Source organism: Psychroflexus aurantiacus, assembly GCF_010820555.1.
GTDB lineage: Bacteria > Bacteroidota > Bacteroidia > Flavobacteriales > Flavobacteriaceae > Psychroflexus > Psychroflexus aurantiacus.
Genome location: NZ_JAAIKD010000008.1, coordinates 14,385 through 29,417, shown reverse-complemented (window position 1 = coordinate 29,417; position 15,033 = coordinate 14,385). Strand labels below are relative to the sequence as shown.

General features: G+C 33.1%; 18 protein-coding genes and 1 pseudogene. 4 read left to right on the top strand and 15 right to left on the bottom strand.

Annotated features, from left to right (window positions below; translation table 11 throughout):
• Position 1 precedes the first annotated feature (1 nt).
• Positions 2 to 994 carry an MlaD family protein gene (locus G3567_RS12665; protein WP_164005684.1) on the top strand — a complete coding sequence of 331 codons (993 nt, stop codon included), beginning with the start codon at positions 2 to 4 and terminating at the stop codon, positions 992 to 994.
• Between the two features lie 308 nt (positions 995 to 1,302).
• Here the strand turns inward: G3567_RS12665 and G3567_RS12660 are convergent, their stop codons facing one another.
• Both G3567_RS12660 and G3567_RS12655 read right to left on the bottom strand, forming a co-directional pair.
• A complete protein-coding gene (locus G3567_RS12660; RefSeq protein WP_164005683.1) occupies positions 1,303 to 1,746 on the bottom strand; it encodes an RsiV family protein in 444 nt (147 codons plus the stop codon).
• 126 nt (positions 1,747 to 1,872) lie between these two features.
• A complete protein-coding gene (locus G3567_RS12655; protein ID WP_164005682.1) occupies positions 1,873 to 3,837 on the bottom strand; it encodes a heavy metal translocating P-type ATPase in 1,965 nt (654 codons plus the stop codon).
• Positions 3,838 to 3,953: 116 nt separating this feature from the next.
• Between G3567_RS12655 and G3567_RS12650 the strand changes: the two genes are divergently transcribed.
• Positions 3,954 to 4,586: a DUF4136 domain-containing protein gene (locus tag G3567_RS12650; RefSeq protein WP_164005681.1), complete on the top strand. Its 633-nt coding sequence runs from the start codon at positions 3,954 to 3,956 to the stop codon at positions 4,584 to 4,586.
• A gap of 14 nt (positions 4,587 to 4,600) precedes the next feature.
• Here the strand turns inward: G3567_RS12650 and G3567_RS12645 are convergent, their stop codons facing one another.
• The 13 genes and pseudogenes from G3567_RS12645 to G3567_RS12585 form a co-directional block, all read right to left on the bottom strand.
• A complete protein-coding gene (locus tag G3567_RS12645) occupies positions 4,601 to 4,738 on the bottom strand; it encodes a hypothetical protein (RefSeq protein WP_164005656.1) in 138 nt (45 codons plus the stop codon).
• Between the two features lie 45 nt (positions 4,739 to 4,783).
• Positions 4,784 to 5,029, bottom strand: a complete 246-nt coding sequence (locus G3567_RS12640; protein WP_164005655.1) for a hypothetical protein — start codon at positions 5,027 to 5,029, stop codon at positions 4,784 to 4,786.
• Positions 5,030 to 5,035: 6 nt separating this feature from the next.
• Positions 5,036 to 5,212, bottom strand: a pseudogene (locus tag G3567_RS12635) (DnaJ domain-containing protein); the annotation flags it as partial.
• A gap of 130 nt (positions 5,213 to 5,342) precedes the next feature.
• On the bottom strand, positions 5,343 to 5,555 hold the full coding sequence (locus tag G3567_RS12630; RefSeq protein ID WP_164005680.1) for a YgaP family membrane protein: 213 nt from the start codon (positions 5,553 to 5,555) through the stop codon (positions 5,343 to 5,345).
• Positions 5,556 to 5,633: 78 nt separating this feature from the next.
• Positions 5,634 to 6,308 carry an ABC transporter ATP-binding protein gene (locus G3567_RS12625; protein ID WP_164005679.1) on the bottom strand — a complete coding sequence of 225 codons (675 nt, stop codon included), beginning with the start codon at positions 6,306 to 6,308 and terminating at the stop codon, positions 5,634 to 5,636.
• A 1-nt stretch (position 6,309) separates the two neighbouring features.
• Positions 6,310 to 7,572, bottom strand: coding sequence for an ABC transporter permease (locus tag G3567_RS12620; RefSeq protein WP_164005678.1), 1,263 nt, complete (start codon positions 7,570 to 7,572; stop codon positions 6,310 to 6,312).
• A complete protein-coding gene (locus G3567_RS12615; protein WP_164005677.1) occupies positions 7,569 to 8,651 on the bottom strand; it encodes an efflux RND transporter periplasmic adaptor subunit in 1,083 nt (360 codons plus the stop codon). Before G3567_RS12615 ends, G3567_RS12620 begins: the two co-directional genes overlap by 4 nt.
• A 2-nt stretch (positions 8,652 to 8,653) precedes the next feature.
• Positions 8,654 to 9,739 carry a site-2 protease family protein gene (locus G3567_RS12610; protein ID WP_164005676.1) on the bottom strand — a complete coding sequence of 362 codons (1,086 nt, stop codon included), beginning with the start codon at positions 9,737 to 9,739 and terminating at the stop codon, positions 8,654 to 8,656.
• Positions 9,740 to 9,759: 20 nt separating this feature from the next.
• Complete coding sequence (locus G3567_RS12605; RefSeq protein WP_164005675.1) at positions 9,760 to 10,374, bottom strand: WG repeat-containing protein; 615 nt, start codon at positions 10,372 to 10,374, stop codon at positions 9,760 to 9,762.
• Positions 10,375 to 10,482: 108 nt separating this feature from the next.
• On the bottom strand, positions 10,483 to 11,181 hold the full coding sequence (deoD, locus tag G3567_RS12600; RefSeq protein ID WP_164005674.1) for a purine-nucleoside phosphorylase: 699 nt from the start codon (positions 11,179 to 11,181) through the stop codon (positions 10,483 to 10,485).
• 9 nt (positions 11,182 to 11,190) lie between these two features.
• On the bottom strand, positions 11,191 to 11,487 hold the full coding sequence (gene trxA / locus G3567_RS12595) for a thioredoxin (protein WP_164005673.1): 297 nt from the start codon (positions 11,485 to 11,487) through the stop codon (positions 11,191 to 11,193).
• Positions 11,477 to 11,875 carry a DUF302 domain-containing protein gene (locus G3567_RS12590; RefSeq protein WP_164005672.1) on the bottom strand — a complete coding sequence of 133 codons (399 nt, stop codon included), beginning with the start codon at positions 11,873 to 11,875 and terminating at the stop codon, positions 11,477 to 11,479. Before G3567_RS12590 ends, trxA begins: the two co-directional genes overlap by 11 nt.
• A gap of 1 nt (position 11,876) precedes the next feature.
• Complete coding sequence (locus G3567_RS12585) at positions 11,877 to 12,287, bottom strand: hypothetical protein (RefSeq protein ID WP_164005671.1); 411 nt, start codon at positions 12,285 to 12,287, stop codon at positions 11,877 to 11,879.
• Positions 12,288 to 12,437: 150 nt separating this feature from the next.
• On the opposite strand from G3567_RS12585, the gene G3567_RS12580 reads away from it, so the two are divergent.
• Both G3567_RS12580 and G3567_RS12575 read left to right on the top strand, forming a co-directional pair.
• Positions 12,438 to 13,943 (top strand): sensor histidine kinase, encoded by a 1,506-nt coding sequence (locus G3567_RS12580; RefSeq protein ID WP_164005670.1) that lies wholly within the window; start codon positions 12,438 to 12,440, stop codon positions 13,941 to 13,943.
• Positions 13,940 to 14,992, top strand: a complete 1,053-nt coding sequence (locus G3567_RS12575) for a response regulator (protein WP_164005669.1) — start codon at positions 13,940 to 13,942, stop codon at positions 14,990 to 14,992. The genes G3567_RS12580 and G3567_RS12575 overlap by 4 nt, the downstream gene beginning before the upstream one ends.
• Positions 14,993 to 15,033 lie beyond the last annotated feature (41 nt).

Genomic DNA, 15,033 nt, shown 5'->3' with positions numbered 1-15,033 from the left:
AATGAAAAACACCAACTCTCAAAAACTACGATTAGGCATTTTTGTCCTTATAGGTACAATCTTCTTTATAGCAGCTGTTTACCTTATTGGACAACGTGAAGACATGTTCAAAAAAACTTTCACTATAAGTTCCTATTTTCAAAATGTCAATGGATTACAGAAAGGTAATAATGTACGATATTCTGGTATTGACATTGGTACGGTTAAAAACATTGAAATAATAAACGATTCTACAATAAAAGTAGACATGGTTATCGAAGAAAAGATTATTTCAAATATTAAAAAAAATGCGATAGCCACAATTGGATCTGATGGATTGGTTGGTAACATGATTGTAAACATTGTTCCAGGAAAAAGTGTTTCTAAATCTATAGAGAATAAAGACATTATAGCATCTTACAGTAAAATTGGGACTGATGATATATTGAACACCCTAAATACAAGCTCTGAAAATACTGCCATACTGACTTCAGATTTACTTAAAATAACTAACAGTATTACACAAGGTAAAGGCACCATTGGCGTTTTATTGAATGACACGATTATGGCGCAGGATTTAAAGCAATCCATCAGCAATCTAAAATCGGCAAGTCGAGGTGCTTCTTATACTATTGCTGAATTAAACAGTATTCTGTCTTCAATAAAAACAGATGAGAATACAGTTTTAGGTATGCTATTAAATGATTCTATTTCAGCAGGCAAACTAAAAACAATCGTCACTAATCTTGAAACATCAAGTGCAGAAATTGAGACTTTATTAGGCAATTTTAATGTAATTGTAGATGACTTTAATTCTAGCGAAGGCGCTTATAATTATATTGTAAAGGATACGTCTTTGATTAATAGCTTAAAATCAACCCTAAAAAATATCAATGAGGGTACGGATAAATTCAATCAGAATATGGAAGCCTTGAAGCATAATTTTTTGACAAGAGGTTATTTTAGAAAATTAGAACGACAAGAGAAAAAAGAAGCTAAAAACAAGAATGATTAAAGTTCAGACCTTTTTAAAATGAAAATTGAACATTTAGAAGAACACATCGAGGATTATAAGATATTCATAAAAACTGTAGTCGATAAAAAAACGCTTTGGCAAACCAAGACAAAGTCATTAATTATAACAACCCTTAACTCGGTTTGTAAACGATATGACATTGGTTTGAAAATACAAGAACTTAATTGGATTGGAACTAACGAAGCTGTTAATATTACGTTTGATTCTTTTCCAAAGGAACTTATTTGTTGGATAGTTATAATACAACCTATGATATTGGTCTTTTTGAATTATTTTTAAATATGGTTTCAGTTTTTGTCTTCATAATTCATCTTAATTTTAATCAAAAAACTAACGGATTTAAATCGTATTTTTTTTAAAACAGATAACAAATCTGTTAAAGGAAGTTTGATAGAATAGGTGCCTGTGTACGATGGACAAATCACGCAATCATCAAAATAGAATTCGACATAGGTGTCATTGAGAACAAAGTTGTTTTTACTGGTAAAAAAATCGTCTGAAGATACCTCCCAACACTCATAATACATATCGCCTTTGCCAATTTTGGTATTTATACTTTCGTTTATAATGCTTACCAATTCTTCTGACCCTTGATTAAAGAAGTCTTCATAAGTCATAAAAACACCTCTGTTTAAATCGAAATTAAAACAGTCAAAAGAATAGCTAGGATGCATCGCTCCACTATAAAAATTCTCTTTGTAAAACAACACACTTACGAGCTGATCATTCACATTGTAAATTTTATAATCTATAAACCGCTCTTCCCTAAATGTTTAGGTTTCTATGCTGTCACACAGCAACTTACTTTCTAAAATATCAGCTAAATATTTACACTTCTGTTATTTGAAAAACTGAAATCAATTCATCTTAAATCGAAGCAACCGAAGTGCATTTAGAACTACAACAATGGTTGAACCTTCGTGAAATGCTACTGCTATTCCAATATTTGTTAACCCTAAAATAGTCACAGGAACCAATAGCACCACGACACCAAGACTGATAAAAATATTCTGTTTAATAATGCGTTTAGAGTTTCTACTTAGACCGATAACAAATGTTAGATTTTCTATTTTATCAGACATTAAAGCAACATCGGCTGTTTCTAAAGCGACATCGCTACCTGCAGCTCCCATGGCCACACTCACAGTACTTAAGGCCATAGCAGGTGCATCGTTAACACCATCACCAACCATAGCAATTTTCTTATCACGCTTAATGAGTTCTTTTATTGCTATAACTTTATCCTCAGGCAGTAAGTTCCCCTTGGCCTCTTTCAATCCTATTTGCTTTGCAATGGCATTTCCTACGTTTTGATGGTCACCTGTGAGCATAATCATGTGCTTAATGCCAATTTGTTTTAATCGCTCTAGTGTCGAAGCAGCAGTTTTTCGAGGAACATCCATAACGCTAATCAATCCAATAATTTCATTTTTAAAAGCTACCAACATTACCGTATGTCCATCTTGCAGAAGTCGATCCATTTTAGAATGAATGATTTCATCTACTTCGATACCAGAATCTTCCATCAATTTTACATTGCCAATACATACTTTACCACCATCATAATCTGCTTGAATACCTTTCCCTTGTAAAGCACTAATGTTTGAAGCTTTATTCTGAAATTTAATACTGTACTTTATCTTTAAATCGTTGGCTATCGCTTTGGCTAATGGATGATTACTTAAACTTTCAACTTCCGAAACTAACTTAGCCAACGCTTCCTCATCGAAATATCGTAACGAAATGAGGTTTGTAAGTTTTGGTTTCCCTTCAGTCAACGTGCCTGTTTTATCAAATGCTATGGTTGTGATTTCACCCAAATCCTCTAAGGCTTTCCCTCCTTTAATAAGAACTCCTTTTTGAGCAGCTCTTGCAATCCCACTCAAAACAGCACTTGGTGTTGATATTGCCAATGCACAAGGACTGGCTGCTACCAATACAGTTATAGCTCTGTATATACTGGCTTCAAAACTTTCATCTACTATTAGAAATGCAAAACACAGTAAAAATACTACGATGATTACTATGGGTACGTACCATTTTTCAAACTTTTTGGTAAGACGTTGAGTTGGTGATTTTTGAGCTTCCACTTCGCTTACCATTTTAATTAAACGCGAAACCGTAGAATCTTCGCTTAGCTTAAGTACTTGCACTTCTAGACTGTTATCTCCATTAATAGTACCTGCAAACACAACATGGATTTTATCGATGTGTTCAATGTCTGGTAAATTGTCTGTACTTTGAATATAGGTTTTATCTATTGGAATACTTTCACCTGTAATTGGCGCCTGATTGACGCTACTGATACCACTAACAATAACACCATCTGCTGCTATTTTTGTATTTGATTTTACAACTATAATGTCGTTTATTTTTAGATCTTCAATTGGTATGGCTTCCAAATTTCCGTTTCTCTTGACAAGAGCCGTTTTTGGTGAAAGATTGCCCAATGCTTTAATTGATTTTTTGGCTTTATTCATGGCATAATGCTCTAAAGCACGCCCAAGACTAAACAGAAACAATAGTAACGCACCTTCTGCCCAACTACCAATATAGGCTGCACCAGCTGCTGCTGCAATCATTAAAAAGTCGATATCAAATTCCCCTTTTGGGATTTTTTTAGATGCTTCTATGGTGATAAAGAAGCCTCCAAAACAATAGGACATGATGTAACTGGTTAGAGGAATCCAACCTGCTGTATCAAACAGTTTTGCTGATAAAAACCCTATGAGCAAAAGCACTCCACATAAAATGGAAAAATAAAGTTCTGTTCGTTTACCTAAAATTTGATGTACGTGTGTTGCTTGTTCCTTTTTTACCATTTACAGTCGTGTGTTCTTCTTTCAAAATTAACAATACTAAAAAGAATTGAACTGATAATTATCATTGTAATAGAATTGCTAATCAAATAATTTTATGTGATAAAACATTAAAAATCATGAAAGTATCTATTTACATTATCGCTGTACTATTATTAGGAAGTTGTTCTTCTGCTAGAGTTACTGACAGTTGGGTTAGTGAAGCTCATAAAGAATATAAGCCAAAAAAAGTATTACTAATTGGTCTTACCGATAACATTTCCGGAAGACGACTATTTGAAGAGCAACTAAAAAAAGAGTTTACCAATAGAGGCGTTGAAGCTGTTGAAAGCTACGCTGTATTTAAACCAACATTTACAAATTCTAAACAAACTGAAGAAGAGATTGAAAACGAAATAAAAAGACTTTCCAATGAGGGTTTTGATACCGTATTAATCTCTGCTGTAAAAGGTGTTGATGAGAAAGTAAATTATAGTGGCGACAACTTTAGAGTTTATTATAACTGGCGACAGTTTGGACCTTATTACTACAGGTATCAAAATATTTACCACCTTGAGGGTTACTATTCTAAGTATAAGGTTTATCATATTGAAGCATCCATGTTCAACCTAAAAGAAAATAATGATAAATCTTTAGTTTGGATTGCTTCTTATGATATTGTCGACCCAAGTGAAGTCAACACTACAGTAACCAATTATGTGAAAGCTATTATCAAATCTTTAGAAGAACATCAGCTTATTGATGGTGACTAAATTTCTAATGATTATTATTTTTTGGCCTCCTCTGAAGTTACTTTTAACTCAGGGATTTTAATGAGTTCCAGAGTTGTAGATGCCCATACTACTTTTTCGTTGGTTTGTTCAAAAGCTTTACAAATTTTATCGTGAAGAATATGTCTCGTCATTCGTCTTTTTTTGTAATCTACAATATATCGTAAATTGTACTCAACTCAATTATCGGTAAGCCTAATGGCAAGTGTAGGCTCAACTTCAGCATCTTCAATATAATATTTCTTCACGACTGCCTCCCATTCTGCTTTGGATGCTCTAGTATAATCTGAAAGTGTTTCTGAAGCAATGGTTATAACAAAGGATTTTGCAAGGTCCATATCAGAGCCATAGCGAATTGGCAGATTGAATTGATCCCATATAAACGGAAAATCTTGTGAATAATTATAGATTGGTCCTTTAAACACAAAAGCATTGCTTAATACTTCGTTGGCTTCATTAATCTGCTTGAATTTTAGCTCTGCATCTTTATTATTTGGATTTAGATCCGGATGCTATTTACGTGCCAGTTTCCGATAGGCTTTTTTGATATCGCTTTCAGTGGCAGTCTTTGAAATGCCGAGTACTTTATAATAATCGATATATGCCATTTAGATGTTTTTAAAATTTCTACCAAAGTTTACAAAAACAGAATTCTTATGATTTTTTAACCTAATTGTTCACTTTCCTCCAAAAACAATTACTCTTACAAGTAAAAAAATAGTCAATTGATATCAGACCCTAATGCTTATCTTTTAAAGAACATGTGCTTATACCAAATGGCGCATATAAAGGACAAAAACTAATAAAACTTGTGAGTAGAAATACTCCTGCAAGAATTAACAGGACGACACCTAAAGTTCCAGAAATGACTTTCGTTGCGAATAAGATAACGATTACTGCAGCGACTAAAAATCGAATAGTCTTATCTGCCTTTCCCATATTTTTTTTCATAATTAAAATATTTTATTAAAAATAGCATGCAAATAGTTGAATAAATATGATAAATATCACTCTATAGAAAATAGTTTTTCAACCTATAATACGACCATCTCTCATTTGAATAATCCTATCCGTTTTATTGGCGAAATCCTTGTCGTGAGTCACTACCAAAAGTGACAAGCCTTGCTCATCACTTAACTGTTTAAAAATGTTAAAGACATTTTCGGCATTATAGCTGTCAAGGTTTCCTGTTGGTTCATCTCCCATAATAATTGACGGATTATTGATTAAAGCTCGAGCAATGGCGACACGTTGTTTTTCTCCACCAGAGACTTGCGACGCTCTTTTTTTAGCTAAATGCTCAATATTTAGAATTTTCAATTTTTGCATGGCATCATTTTCAATCTCTTGATTTGTTTTTTCCGTTAGTTTCTTTGCAGGAAGCATCACGTTTTCCAATACCGAAAATTCTGAAAGCAAATAATGAAACTGAAATACAAAACCTATGTGCTTATTCCGCAAATGAGATAAATGTGTTCTATCTTGCCCAGTAATAAGTTCATTATTGAGATAAAGCTCACCGTCATAATCTGTATCCATTGTAGATAGAATATAAAGTAAGGTCGATTTTCCGCAACCTGATTTTCCCATAATGGACGCAAACTCTCCTTTTTTAATTTGAAAACTGATATCCTTCAACACATGAAACTTTACAGGTTTCTTAAAAAATTTATTGATATGTTTAGCTTCTAAAACAATACTCATACTATTGGCCTCTAATGATTTTTACAGGATCTATTTTTTTTGCCTTTTTTGAGGGTAAATAACCAGCAAAAAATGTTGAGAGCATCGCAAATAAAAATCCGATTACAAAATATAACGGGTTCATATTAATAGGATACGTTTCAACCGTTGGTAAGGCTTCGGTCTGAAATGGAATGGTTTCTATTAAACTTGCTAATCCAAAACCTATGAGTAATCCTAAAACACCACCAACAAAACCTATAATCATAGCCTGACTCATAAAAATAAGTTGCACATCATTACCAGAAAACCCTGTAGCTTTTAAAATAGCAATGTCATTCATTTTTTCATAGATGAGCATATTTAGTATGTTATAAATACCAAAGCCAGCAACAATAAGAAGTGTAATAGATACAGCGTAAGTAATGAGGTTTCTAATAGTTGTTCCGGTCTCAAATTGCGCATTAGCCGTTTTGATGTCTATAGCCTTAAGATTAAATTGTTGCTCTATTGTTTTAGCCAATGGCACAGCCTTCTCTATATCGAACAACTTCACATTAATATCTGTGATGTAATTATGGGCTTCTCCTAAAATACGCTGTACCGTTTTAATGTTTGTAAAACTTTGAATGGCATCTAAATCTGCAATACCGCTTTGATAAAAACCTACAATCTTCAAAGGAAAAATGCCGCCATTTATTGGGCTTACTTGAACGCGGTCTCCAATTTTCAAAGCCATCTTTTTTGCAATACCAATACCTAATAAAATACCATTATCTGTATTTTGTAATGCTTCTGCAGAACCCTCTATAATATAATCTCCCATATTGAAATATTTTGCTTCGTCAATTGCATTGATACCTGTGAGATTACCACCAATTTCTATCGAACCAGCGATATAGAAAATTTGGGTTTTTACCTGCGGAACTGCACCACGCACATTATCGTCGTTTTCTAAATAATGGATAATAGGTATGGCATTATGGATTTTTTTCTGACTTAATTTTGGTTTGATTGAGTGTATGACATTGAAACCATTATTAAGATCATCGTATAGCGACACTGGTTGCTGTTTTGCAGGTTCAATCTCATTATAAATATGAACATGTGGTGTTTGGTTTAATATTAGATCGTCAAGCATAGTATTTAAACCTGTCATAAAACAGACTAACGTTATATAACAACCAATACCAAAAGTAACACCCAATGCTGCAATGGATGTTTGCTTTATTTTAGTGAGTAAATGCGTTTTTGCAATACCTAATATGATGCTCCAATTAGTCATTTATCTGGTTTATAGATATATGTGTCTTTATTGATTCCTGAAAGGATTTCGACAGCATCCATATTTTTCAGACCTATCTTAATCTCTATGATGCCTTGGTCAGTTTTTACTTTGTTGTCGTCCATTAAGTAGGATTTTGGAATAGTTAGTACCTTTTCTTTTTGGGTTATGATGATATTAGCTTCACCAGAAAGTCCTGGATATAATATTTCAGGTGGTTTTATAAAAATAGCTTCAATTGTAAACGTTTGATTGCGCTCATTTTTTTTTGGATAAATTTTAGATACTTGGGCTTTAAAAACAGTATCTGCATAAGCTTCCAAATTGATTAAAATGTGTTGAGCTGTATTGATCCTAGCAATGTCCACTTCATCCACCAACAGTTTTATTACAAAACGACTGACGCTTCCTATTGCTGCTATGGCTTCCATACTTGTTATTATCTCACCTGGCTCTTTAAAAATTGCATATATTTTTCCATCCATTTTACTGGTAACTGTAAAATTATTACTCGCTATGGATGCAATGTTATAATTGTTTTGAGCCTGTTTCACTGCGGTTTTTAGCTCATTTTTAGTTCTGTTATACTTATTTTCGAGAAGCTTTAATTGATTTGAAGCCAATTCATAATTAAGCTTTTTAGTATCATATTGCATTTTTGAACCTATGTGTTGATCCCAAAGATTTTTTTGTCTGTAATAATTAACGGAATCATTTTTAAACTTAAGCCTGGCAGCATCAATCTCGTCTTTTATACTGCTCAAAATTGCAGCACTACCATTATAATTTTCTTTAGCGAGGTCTAATGCAAATTTGGCATTTTGACTGTTAAATTTTGGTGCATTATTAATGATTTGAAACAAAGGCATATCTTTATAAACGGTATCACCTTCTTCTACTAAAACTTCATCTAAAATCCCTGAAACAATTGCGAAAACTTGATATAGACTATCTGGCTGAACAGTTGCTGAAGCATACACAGATTCCGTCAATGCTTGTTCTGTAGGCAAAATTTTATCTTGCTTATCTGTGCAAGATGAAGCTAACAATAGAATACTAATAAAAAACAATGCTTTCATGTTTAATACGCTAGTTTAGATTGTAATGCTATATATTCATTTAAGTTAGTGGCATCAATTGCTCCCATAAGTTTTCCCTCATTGACTACTGGAATATATTTCTGTTTGCCACTATAAATAAGCTGGTATATACACTTGAGGTTATCTGTATGTTTAACAGTTTTAAAAGAGGTGTCCATAACCGCCTCAACCAATACATTCTTATTGGAATTTTCTATTATTTTTCTGTAGTGTAAAATACCCTCAATGATGCCATCTTTAACTACAGCAAAGTTGGTTTCGGTACCTGAAATAATTTTGTTAATCACTAAATCTATAGAGTCATTGGGCTTAAAAGTTGTGATATTGAGTAACATCGCCTCCTCAACCGTATGATCTTTAAGTAATTCCATTTGCTGAACCATTTGGTTTTCTCCATACGCACCTAAAAAGATAAATAAGGCTATAAAAACAAGAAATGGATTGTACAGCAAGCCAACCAATAAAAATACAACAGCTATAAACTGGCCAAGACTCGCTGCGATTTGGGTGGCTTTTGCTCGATTCATTTTAAGGGCTAGTAGTGCTCTTAATAATCTTCCGCCATCCATTGGAAACGCAGGTATCATATTAAATACCACCAAAGCAACGTTGACGATAAATAAAAAGAACAAGAAATTCTGAAATGAAAAGCTTGCAAAAATGTCATAGGCATCTGTAAAACTGTGGTTAAAAAGCGCTTCCACTGGAACAATAAAATACAGCGAAATTGCTATAACCACATTAATTAAAGGTCCTGCAATAACAATGAGCAGTTCTTGTTTTGGTGATTCAGGGATTTTATCGAAACTCGCCATACCGCCAATGGGAAGTAGGATTATTTTTTCCGTTTTAACGCCAAAACGTTTTGCGGTTAGCGCATGCCCAAATTCATGCAGTACAACACATAAAAAAACTGCCAACACAAAAGCTATATGAAACAATATACTGTCTGTATTACCACCACGTTTAAGTTCATCAAAAATAATCCAAGCAAATAACAGAAAAAATGTCCAATGGATTTTTAGTTTAATTCCAGAAATGCTACCTAAGTTTAAATTAGCTTTCATTTATAACGCAGATTAAAACGTTAGTCATTGTAATTGATTATTGTCCAAGTCTTGTCTTTATGCTTAATAGCATATAAATTTTCTGAAATATGTTTTGAAGTAATTTGAGGTGGCTTTTTTAAGTATGATTTATCCAGAACCACATTAACACCTTTTTGAGTCAAATGGTTACCCACAGTACCTGTAGTATCAATGGTAACCTCAAAATATTTATAATAAACCACGTCCTTTCCTAAAGCCTTATTTTTGCCCACAGTTTCTTTAAACAATTTTAATGCAATAGCCTCTCCCTTACTAAAATTGGTGGCGTTCAAAAATTGAGGTTCAATGACGGTTTTTCCAGAAGTATCTATATAGCCAAAATAGGATATGCCATTTTTTACTTCGATAACCAAACAGCGATCTTCACTAAAAATTGGATAGTTCACATTCTCAATTGATGTAGCCACTAAATCATCCCTGAAATCTACAACAATAGCACCTTTGGTATTAATAAAAGCCCATTGATTATCTTTTTTGATTGCTGCATAACCATTATGGAATGGTGAAACATAATCAAGGTTTTTAAGAGATTGCGAAAGTCCCGAAATTGGGATAGTGAGTATAATTATTAAGATGAATTTTGCGTTTTTCATGAGTTCAAATTTTAAGAATTATACCTTAAAATTAGTGATAAACTTGCACTCATAAAATGATATTTATCATATAAAAAACGAGATCTGTATGTTAAGCTTTTTTGACAATCAAAAGGTATTTAAAGCAATTTTTACCATCGTACCGAAAGTACTTTCTCTATCGCCAACTGAAGTACGTTCCTTAGTTACCAGAGAATTTGATAGGGTTAAAATGGAAAGTGCCTTGACATTAAACTTTGCTGCAATGGTATATAATCCTGCGGTTTCCATTTCTACACACAGTACACCAAAATCTGCCCAAATCTTGTAACTGTCATAGTCGTCCTCGTAAAACTCGTCAGCAGATAGGACATTACCAGCTTTAACAGGTGTATTATTTTCTTTGGCGTAAAGTGCTGCTTTCATAAACAATTCAAAATTTGCGGTTGGCGAATAATCGGCATTTATAAAACGGGAATTATTGATGCCTGAAGTTGAAGATGCTGCCGTAGCAATAACGATATCCCTAATCTTTATATCTTTTTGAAAGGAACCTGTTGAACCAACTCTAATTAAATTCTTTACACCATAATCGTTAATAAGTTCGTGGCAATAGATGAGCGCGGATGGAATACCCATACCTGTACCTTGTACAGAAACGCGTTTACCCTTATAAGCACCTGTAAAACCAAGCATACCACGTACGTCATTATAGCATTTTGGGTTATCTAAAAATGTTTCGGCTATCCATTTAGCACGCATTGGGTCTCCTGGCAGTAAAACTGTTTTGGCAACCTCTCCTTTTTTAGCTTCTATATGCGTGCTCATAATTTTAAATTAATTTGAACTGATGATATTTATAATTTCACTTTTTTGTAGCACTCCAGATTGTCTCCAAACTTGTTTTCCGTCTTTAAACAAAATCATGGTTGGCACACCTCTTACCTGATATTTCGATGCCAAAGGTTGGTTTTTATCAACATCAATTTTCACAATCTTTATATTATTTCCTAGCTCTTCTTTTACAGCTTTTAATATTGGCGCTAATGATTTGCAAGGTCCACACCAATCGGCAAAAAAATCTACTAAAACAGGTGTCTTAGAGTTAATAATGTTATTAAAGCTACTTTTCATTTTCTAATGTATTTATCACGTTTTCAAGTTTAGAACTTACCTCTTGCGCAACAGATTTTAATGCAGAATTTTCCACAGCTTTCATAGATACCATAGGATTTATGGCAGACACTTCTATTTTATTATGGGAATGCTCTTGTATAATAACATTGCATGGCAACATAGTCCCAATTTTATCCTCTGCTTGTAACGCTTTAAAAGCAAAAGGCGGATTACAAGCTCCTAAAATCTTGTATTTCCTAAAATCTTCATTGAGTTTCTCTTTTAAAGTAGTTTTCATATCTATCTCTGTGAGTACACCAAAACCTTGATGCTTCAATAAAGCTTTTACCTTACTTTCGATAGTTTCAAATTTACCGTTTACGGTTTTGCTGAAGTAGTAATTCATCCTAAGCTTTTTTTAATTCCATATCCAATTTTGCCATGAGCATCAATTCCGACTTATTAATGCCAGAAAAGGCATGCGCAATACCTGAACCTGTTTTTAAAATCAGTTTTTTTACCTCATCGGTAAATAGATGACTTTGTTTGTTCTTGTACACCACAAAATCGTTGTAGCAAGCATTAATATCAATTTCTTCGTCGTAATTGAGCCAGTCAAAAACAACTTCAATTTGGTAAGCAGCATCTGTCCCAAAAACATCATCAATATCATCTATATCCAACCAATGTTCTTTAACAAATTCTTTTAATTTATCAATTTCTACAGGTCTAACATTACCATCTATTGCTGCAATAGCGTAAAAAAGTTTACCGAGATTTCGATAGAACTGTAGGGTCATTTTCTTTGCAGTTGTCATTTTTTTGAGTTTTAATTATTGAGTAAAATTAAAAATCTCGTTCGTCACAAAGAATGATATTAATCAGCTAAAAAATTATAGGCCCTAACAAACTTGACTCTAATATTTTAATTGGATTGAGTATCTTTAGTATTCAATTCTACCAATATTATGTTTCAACAAGACCAAGAAATATTTAACATTCTTTTAGACTCAGTGTCTGAGGGCGTTGTTATAGTTGATGAACATCAAAATATTGTTGAAGTCAATAAAGCAGCTGAGCAAATGTTTGGGTATGAGAAAAATGAACTACCTAGCCAGTCCTTAAATATTCTGATTCCTCAAAATTATCACGCTAAACATGGTGAACATTTTAAAGGTTTTATAAAAAACCGTGAGCAACGTCGTATGGGTCACGGACGCGATATTTATGGTGCTAAAAAGGATGGCAGTGTCTTCCCAATTGAAGCGAGTTTAAATCCGTTTAGGATTTATGGCAAAAATTATATCATGGCTTTGGTGATTGACATTACAGAACGAAAAAAACTAGAGCAGGAAAAAACGCATTTGGCTAAGATATTTGAAGAATCTCTCAATGAGATTTACGTATTTGATGCCAAAAGCTTAAAATTTATCAATGTCAATCATGGTGCGCAAAAAAATATAGGTTACACATTAGCGGAAATGGAATCCATGTCACCTTTAGATATAAAACCCGATTATAATGAAGCACAATTTAGAGAGGAAATAGAACTTTTATCTAAAGGCAATGTTGAAAAAATTGAATTTGAGACCGTACACCAACGTAAATCAGGCAGTACTTATCCTGTGAACGTACACTTGCAACGTTCTAAATTGGGCGATAGAGATGTTTTTGTTGCTATCATATTGGATATAACCGAACAGAAATCCCATACAGAAAAATTAGAAAAAACGGTTGAAACACGAACAAAAGAGCTACAAACCGCTCTTGCAGCAGAGAAAGAACTCAATGAACTAAAAACAAAATTTTTATCTATGGTTTCGCATGAGTTTAAAACACCCTTGAGTAGTATTTTAACTTCAACTATGCTACTGACTAAATATAAGTTAACAGAACAGCAAGACAAACGTGAAAAGCATATCAATACAATTTCAGAAAAAGTACACTACCTCAATAATATTCTCAATGATTTCCTTTCTGTGGAAAAATTAGAAAAAGGAAAAATCAATTATAAATTTACCACCTTTAAATTAAGCAAAGTTTTAAATGAAGTTATTTATAATGCCAATATGTTGTTAAAAAATGGGCAACAAATTAATTACCCTCAAAACATAGATGATATCTCATTACATCAAGATGAAAAAATATTGGAACTGACTCTGTCTAACCTAATATATAATTCCATTAAGTATTCGCCAGAAGATACAGTTATAGATATCAATATTGATCAAAATGAAACTACTACGATTTTAAAAATTAAGGATAATGGTATAGGTATTCCAGAGAACGACCAAAAGAATATTTTCAATAGATATTTTAGAGCAGAAAATGCATTACTGATGCAAGGCACAGGGATTGGACTTAACATAGTAAAAGACCATCTAGAAAACCTAAATGGAACCATATCTTTTGAAAGCATTGAAAATAGAGGATCAACGTTCATTGTAGAACTTCCCAACAAAGCACAAGCATGAAAAAAGTATTACTTATAGAAGACGATACCGTATTAAGAGAAAATACCGCAGAACTTTTAGAGCTTTCAGACTATGAAGTACTAACGGCAGCCAACGGAAAAATAGGTCTAGACCGTGCAAAAGAGACTAAACCAGACATTATTATATGCGACATTATGATGCCTGTTCTTGATGGTTATGGTGTTCTTGAGGGATTATCAAAGCATCATGACACCAAGTTTATACCTTTTATATTTTTATCTGCAAAAACAGAGCGACAAGATGTTAGAAAAGGTATGGATTTGGGTGCTGACGATTATATCACAAAACCTTTTAGTGAAGATGAAATAATAAGTGCAATTGAAAGTAGGACTGCAAAAGCAGCAATCTTAAAAGATGAAAGAAAATCTTCTCAAAACAATTCTGCTAATACAGAAGACGAATTAAGAACCTTAAATGATTTAAAAAACTTCTTTGATGATAACGGAACATTATTGAGCTATAGTAAAAACGATGTTATTTATAAGGAAGGACAAAATTCTAATTATATCTATTTGGTTTTAAAGGGTTTTGTGAAATGTTACAAATTTGACGAAAACGGAAAAGAGCTAACTACTGCATTGCATAAAGAAGATGACCTCTTTGGCTATACGTCCTTTACCCAAAACATTCCTTATAGGGAAACCGCAACCGCTATGAAGGATGTTGAGATGGTTGGTGTTTCTAAAACCGAGTTAAAAGACATATTGGATAAAAACCACAAAGTTACCTTAGAGGTCATCCAACTATTAACCGATGATCTTACTGAAGTTAAAGACCAATTGCTGCAAATGGCTTACAGTTCTGTACAAAGAAAAACAGCTTCGACCATCTTAAGGTTTGCAGAAAAAATCAATTCAAAACCAGAAGATCCTATCAAAATTTCGCGTAATGATTTGGCAAGTGTTGCTGGTATAGCCACAGAAACCTTGATCAGAATCATGTCCGATTTTAAAAAGCAGGGCCTCATAGAAATGGAAGGAAGGAACATCAAAGTTTTAGATCTACAGAAATTACAAGATATCTATTAGTATTTCACTTATTTAACTAATATGACCAATATCATATTTTA

Bases quoted from the DNA above. Each gene is read 5' to 3' on its own strand.
- G3567_RS12665 (WP_164005684.1), top strand. From the start codon at position 2: ATGAAAAACACCAACTCTCAAAAACTACGATTAGGCATTTTTGTCCTT.
- G3567_RS12655 (WP_164005682.1), bottom strand. From the start codon at position 3,837: ATGGTAAAAAAGGAACAAGCAACACACGTACATCAAATTTTAGGTAAA.
- G3567_RS12650 (WP_164005681.1), top strand. From the start codon at position 3,954: ATGAAAGTATCTATTTACATTATCGCTGTACTATTATTAGGAAGTTGT.
- G3567_RS12645 (WP_164005656.1), bottom strand. From the start codon at position 4,738: ATGACGAGACATATTCTTCACGATAAAATTTGTAAAGCTTTTGAACAA.
- G3567_RS12630 (WP_164005680.1), bottom strand. From the start codon at position 5,555: ATGAAAAAAAATATGGGAAAGGCAGATAAGACTATTCGATTTTTAGTC.
- G3567_RS12625 (WP_164005679.1), bottom strand. From the start codon at position 6,308: ATGAGTATTGTTTTAGAAGCTAAACATATCAATAAATTTTTTAAGAAA.
- G3567_RS12620 (WP_164005678.1), bottom strand. From the start codon at position 7,572: ATGACTAATTGGAGCATCATATTAGGTATTGCAAAAACGCATTTACTC.
- G3567_RS12615 (WP_164005677.1), bottom strand. From the start codon at position 8,651: ATGAAAGCATTGTTTTTTATTAGTATTCTATTGTTAGCTTCATCTTGC.
- G3567_RS12610 (WP_164005676.1), bottom strand. From the start codon at position 9,739: ATGAAAGCTAATTTAAACTTAGGTAGCATTTCTGGAATTAAACTAAAA.
- G3567_RS12605 (WP_164005675.1), bottom strand. From the start codon at position 10,374: ATGAAAAACGCAAAATTCATCTTAATAATTATACTCACTATCCCAATT.
- deoD (WP_164005674.1), bottom strand. From the start codon at position 11,181: ATGAGCACGCATATAGAAGCTAAAAAAGGAGAGGTTGCCAAAACAGTT.
- trxA (WP_164005673.1), bottom strand. From the start codon at position 11,487: ATGAAAAGTAGCTTTAATAACATTATTAACTCTAAGACACCTGTTTTA.
- G3567_RS12590 (WP_164005672.1), bottom strand. From the start codon at position 11,875: ATGAATTACTACTTCAGCAAAACCGTAAACGGTAAATTTGAAACTATC.
- G3567_RS12585 (WP_164005671.1), bottom strand. From the start codon at position 12,287: ATGACAACTGCAAAGAAAATGACCCTACAGTTCTATCGAAATCTCGGT.
- G3567_RS12580 (WP_164005670.1), top strand. From the start codon at position 12,438: ATGTTTCAACAAGACCAAGAAATATTTAACATTCTTTTAGACTCAGTG.
- G3567_RS12575 (WP_164005669.1), top strand. From the start codon at position 13,940: ATGAAAAAAGTATTACTTATAGAAGACGATACCGTATTAAGAGAAAAT.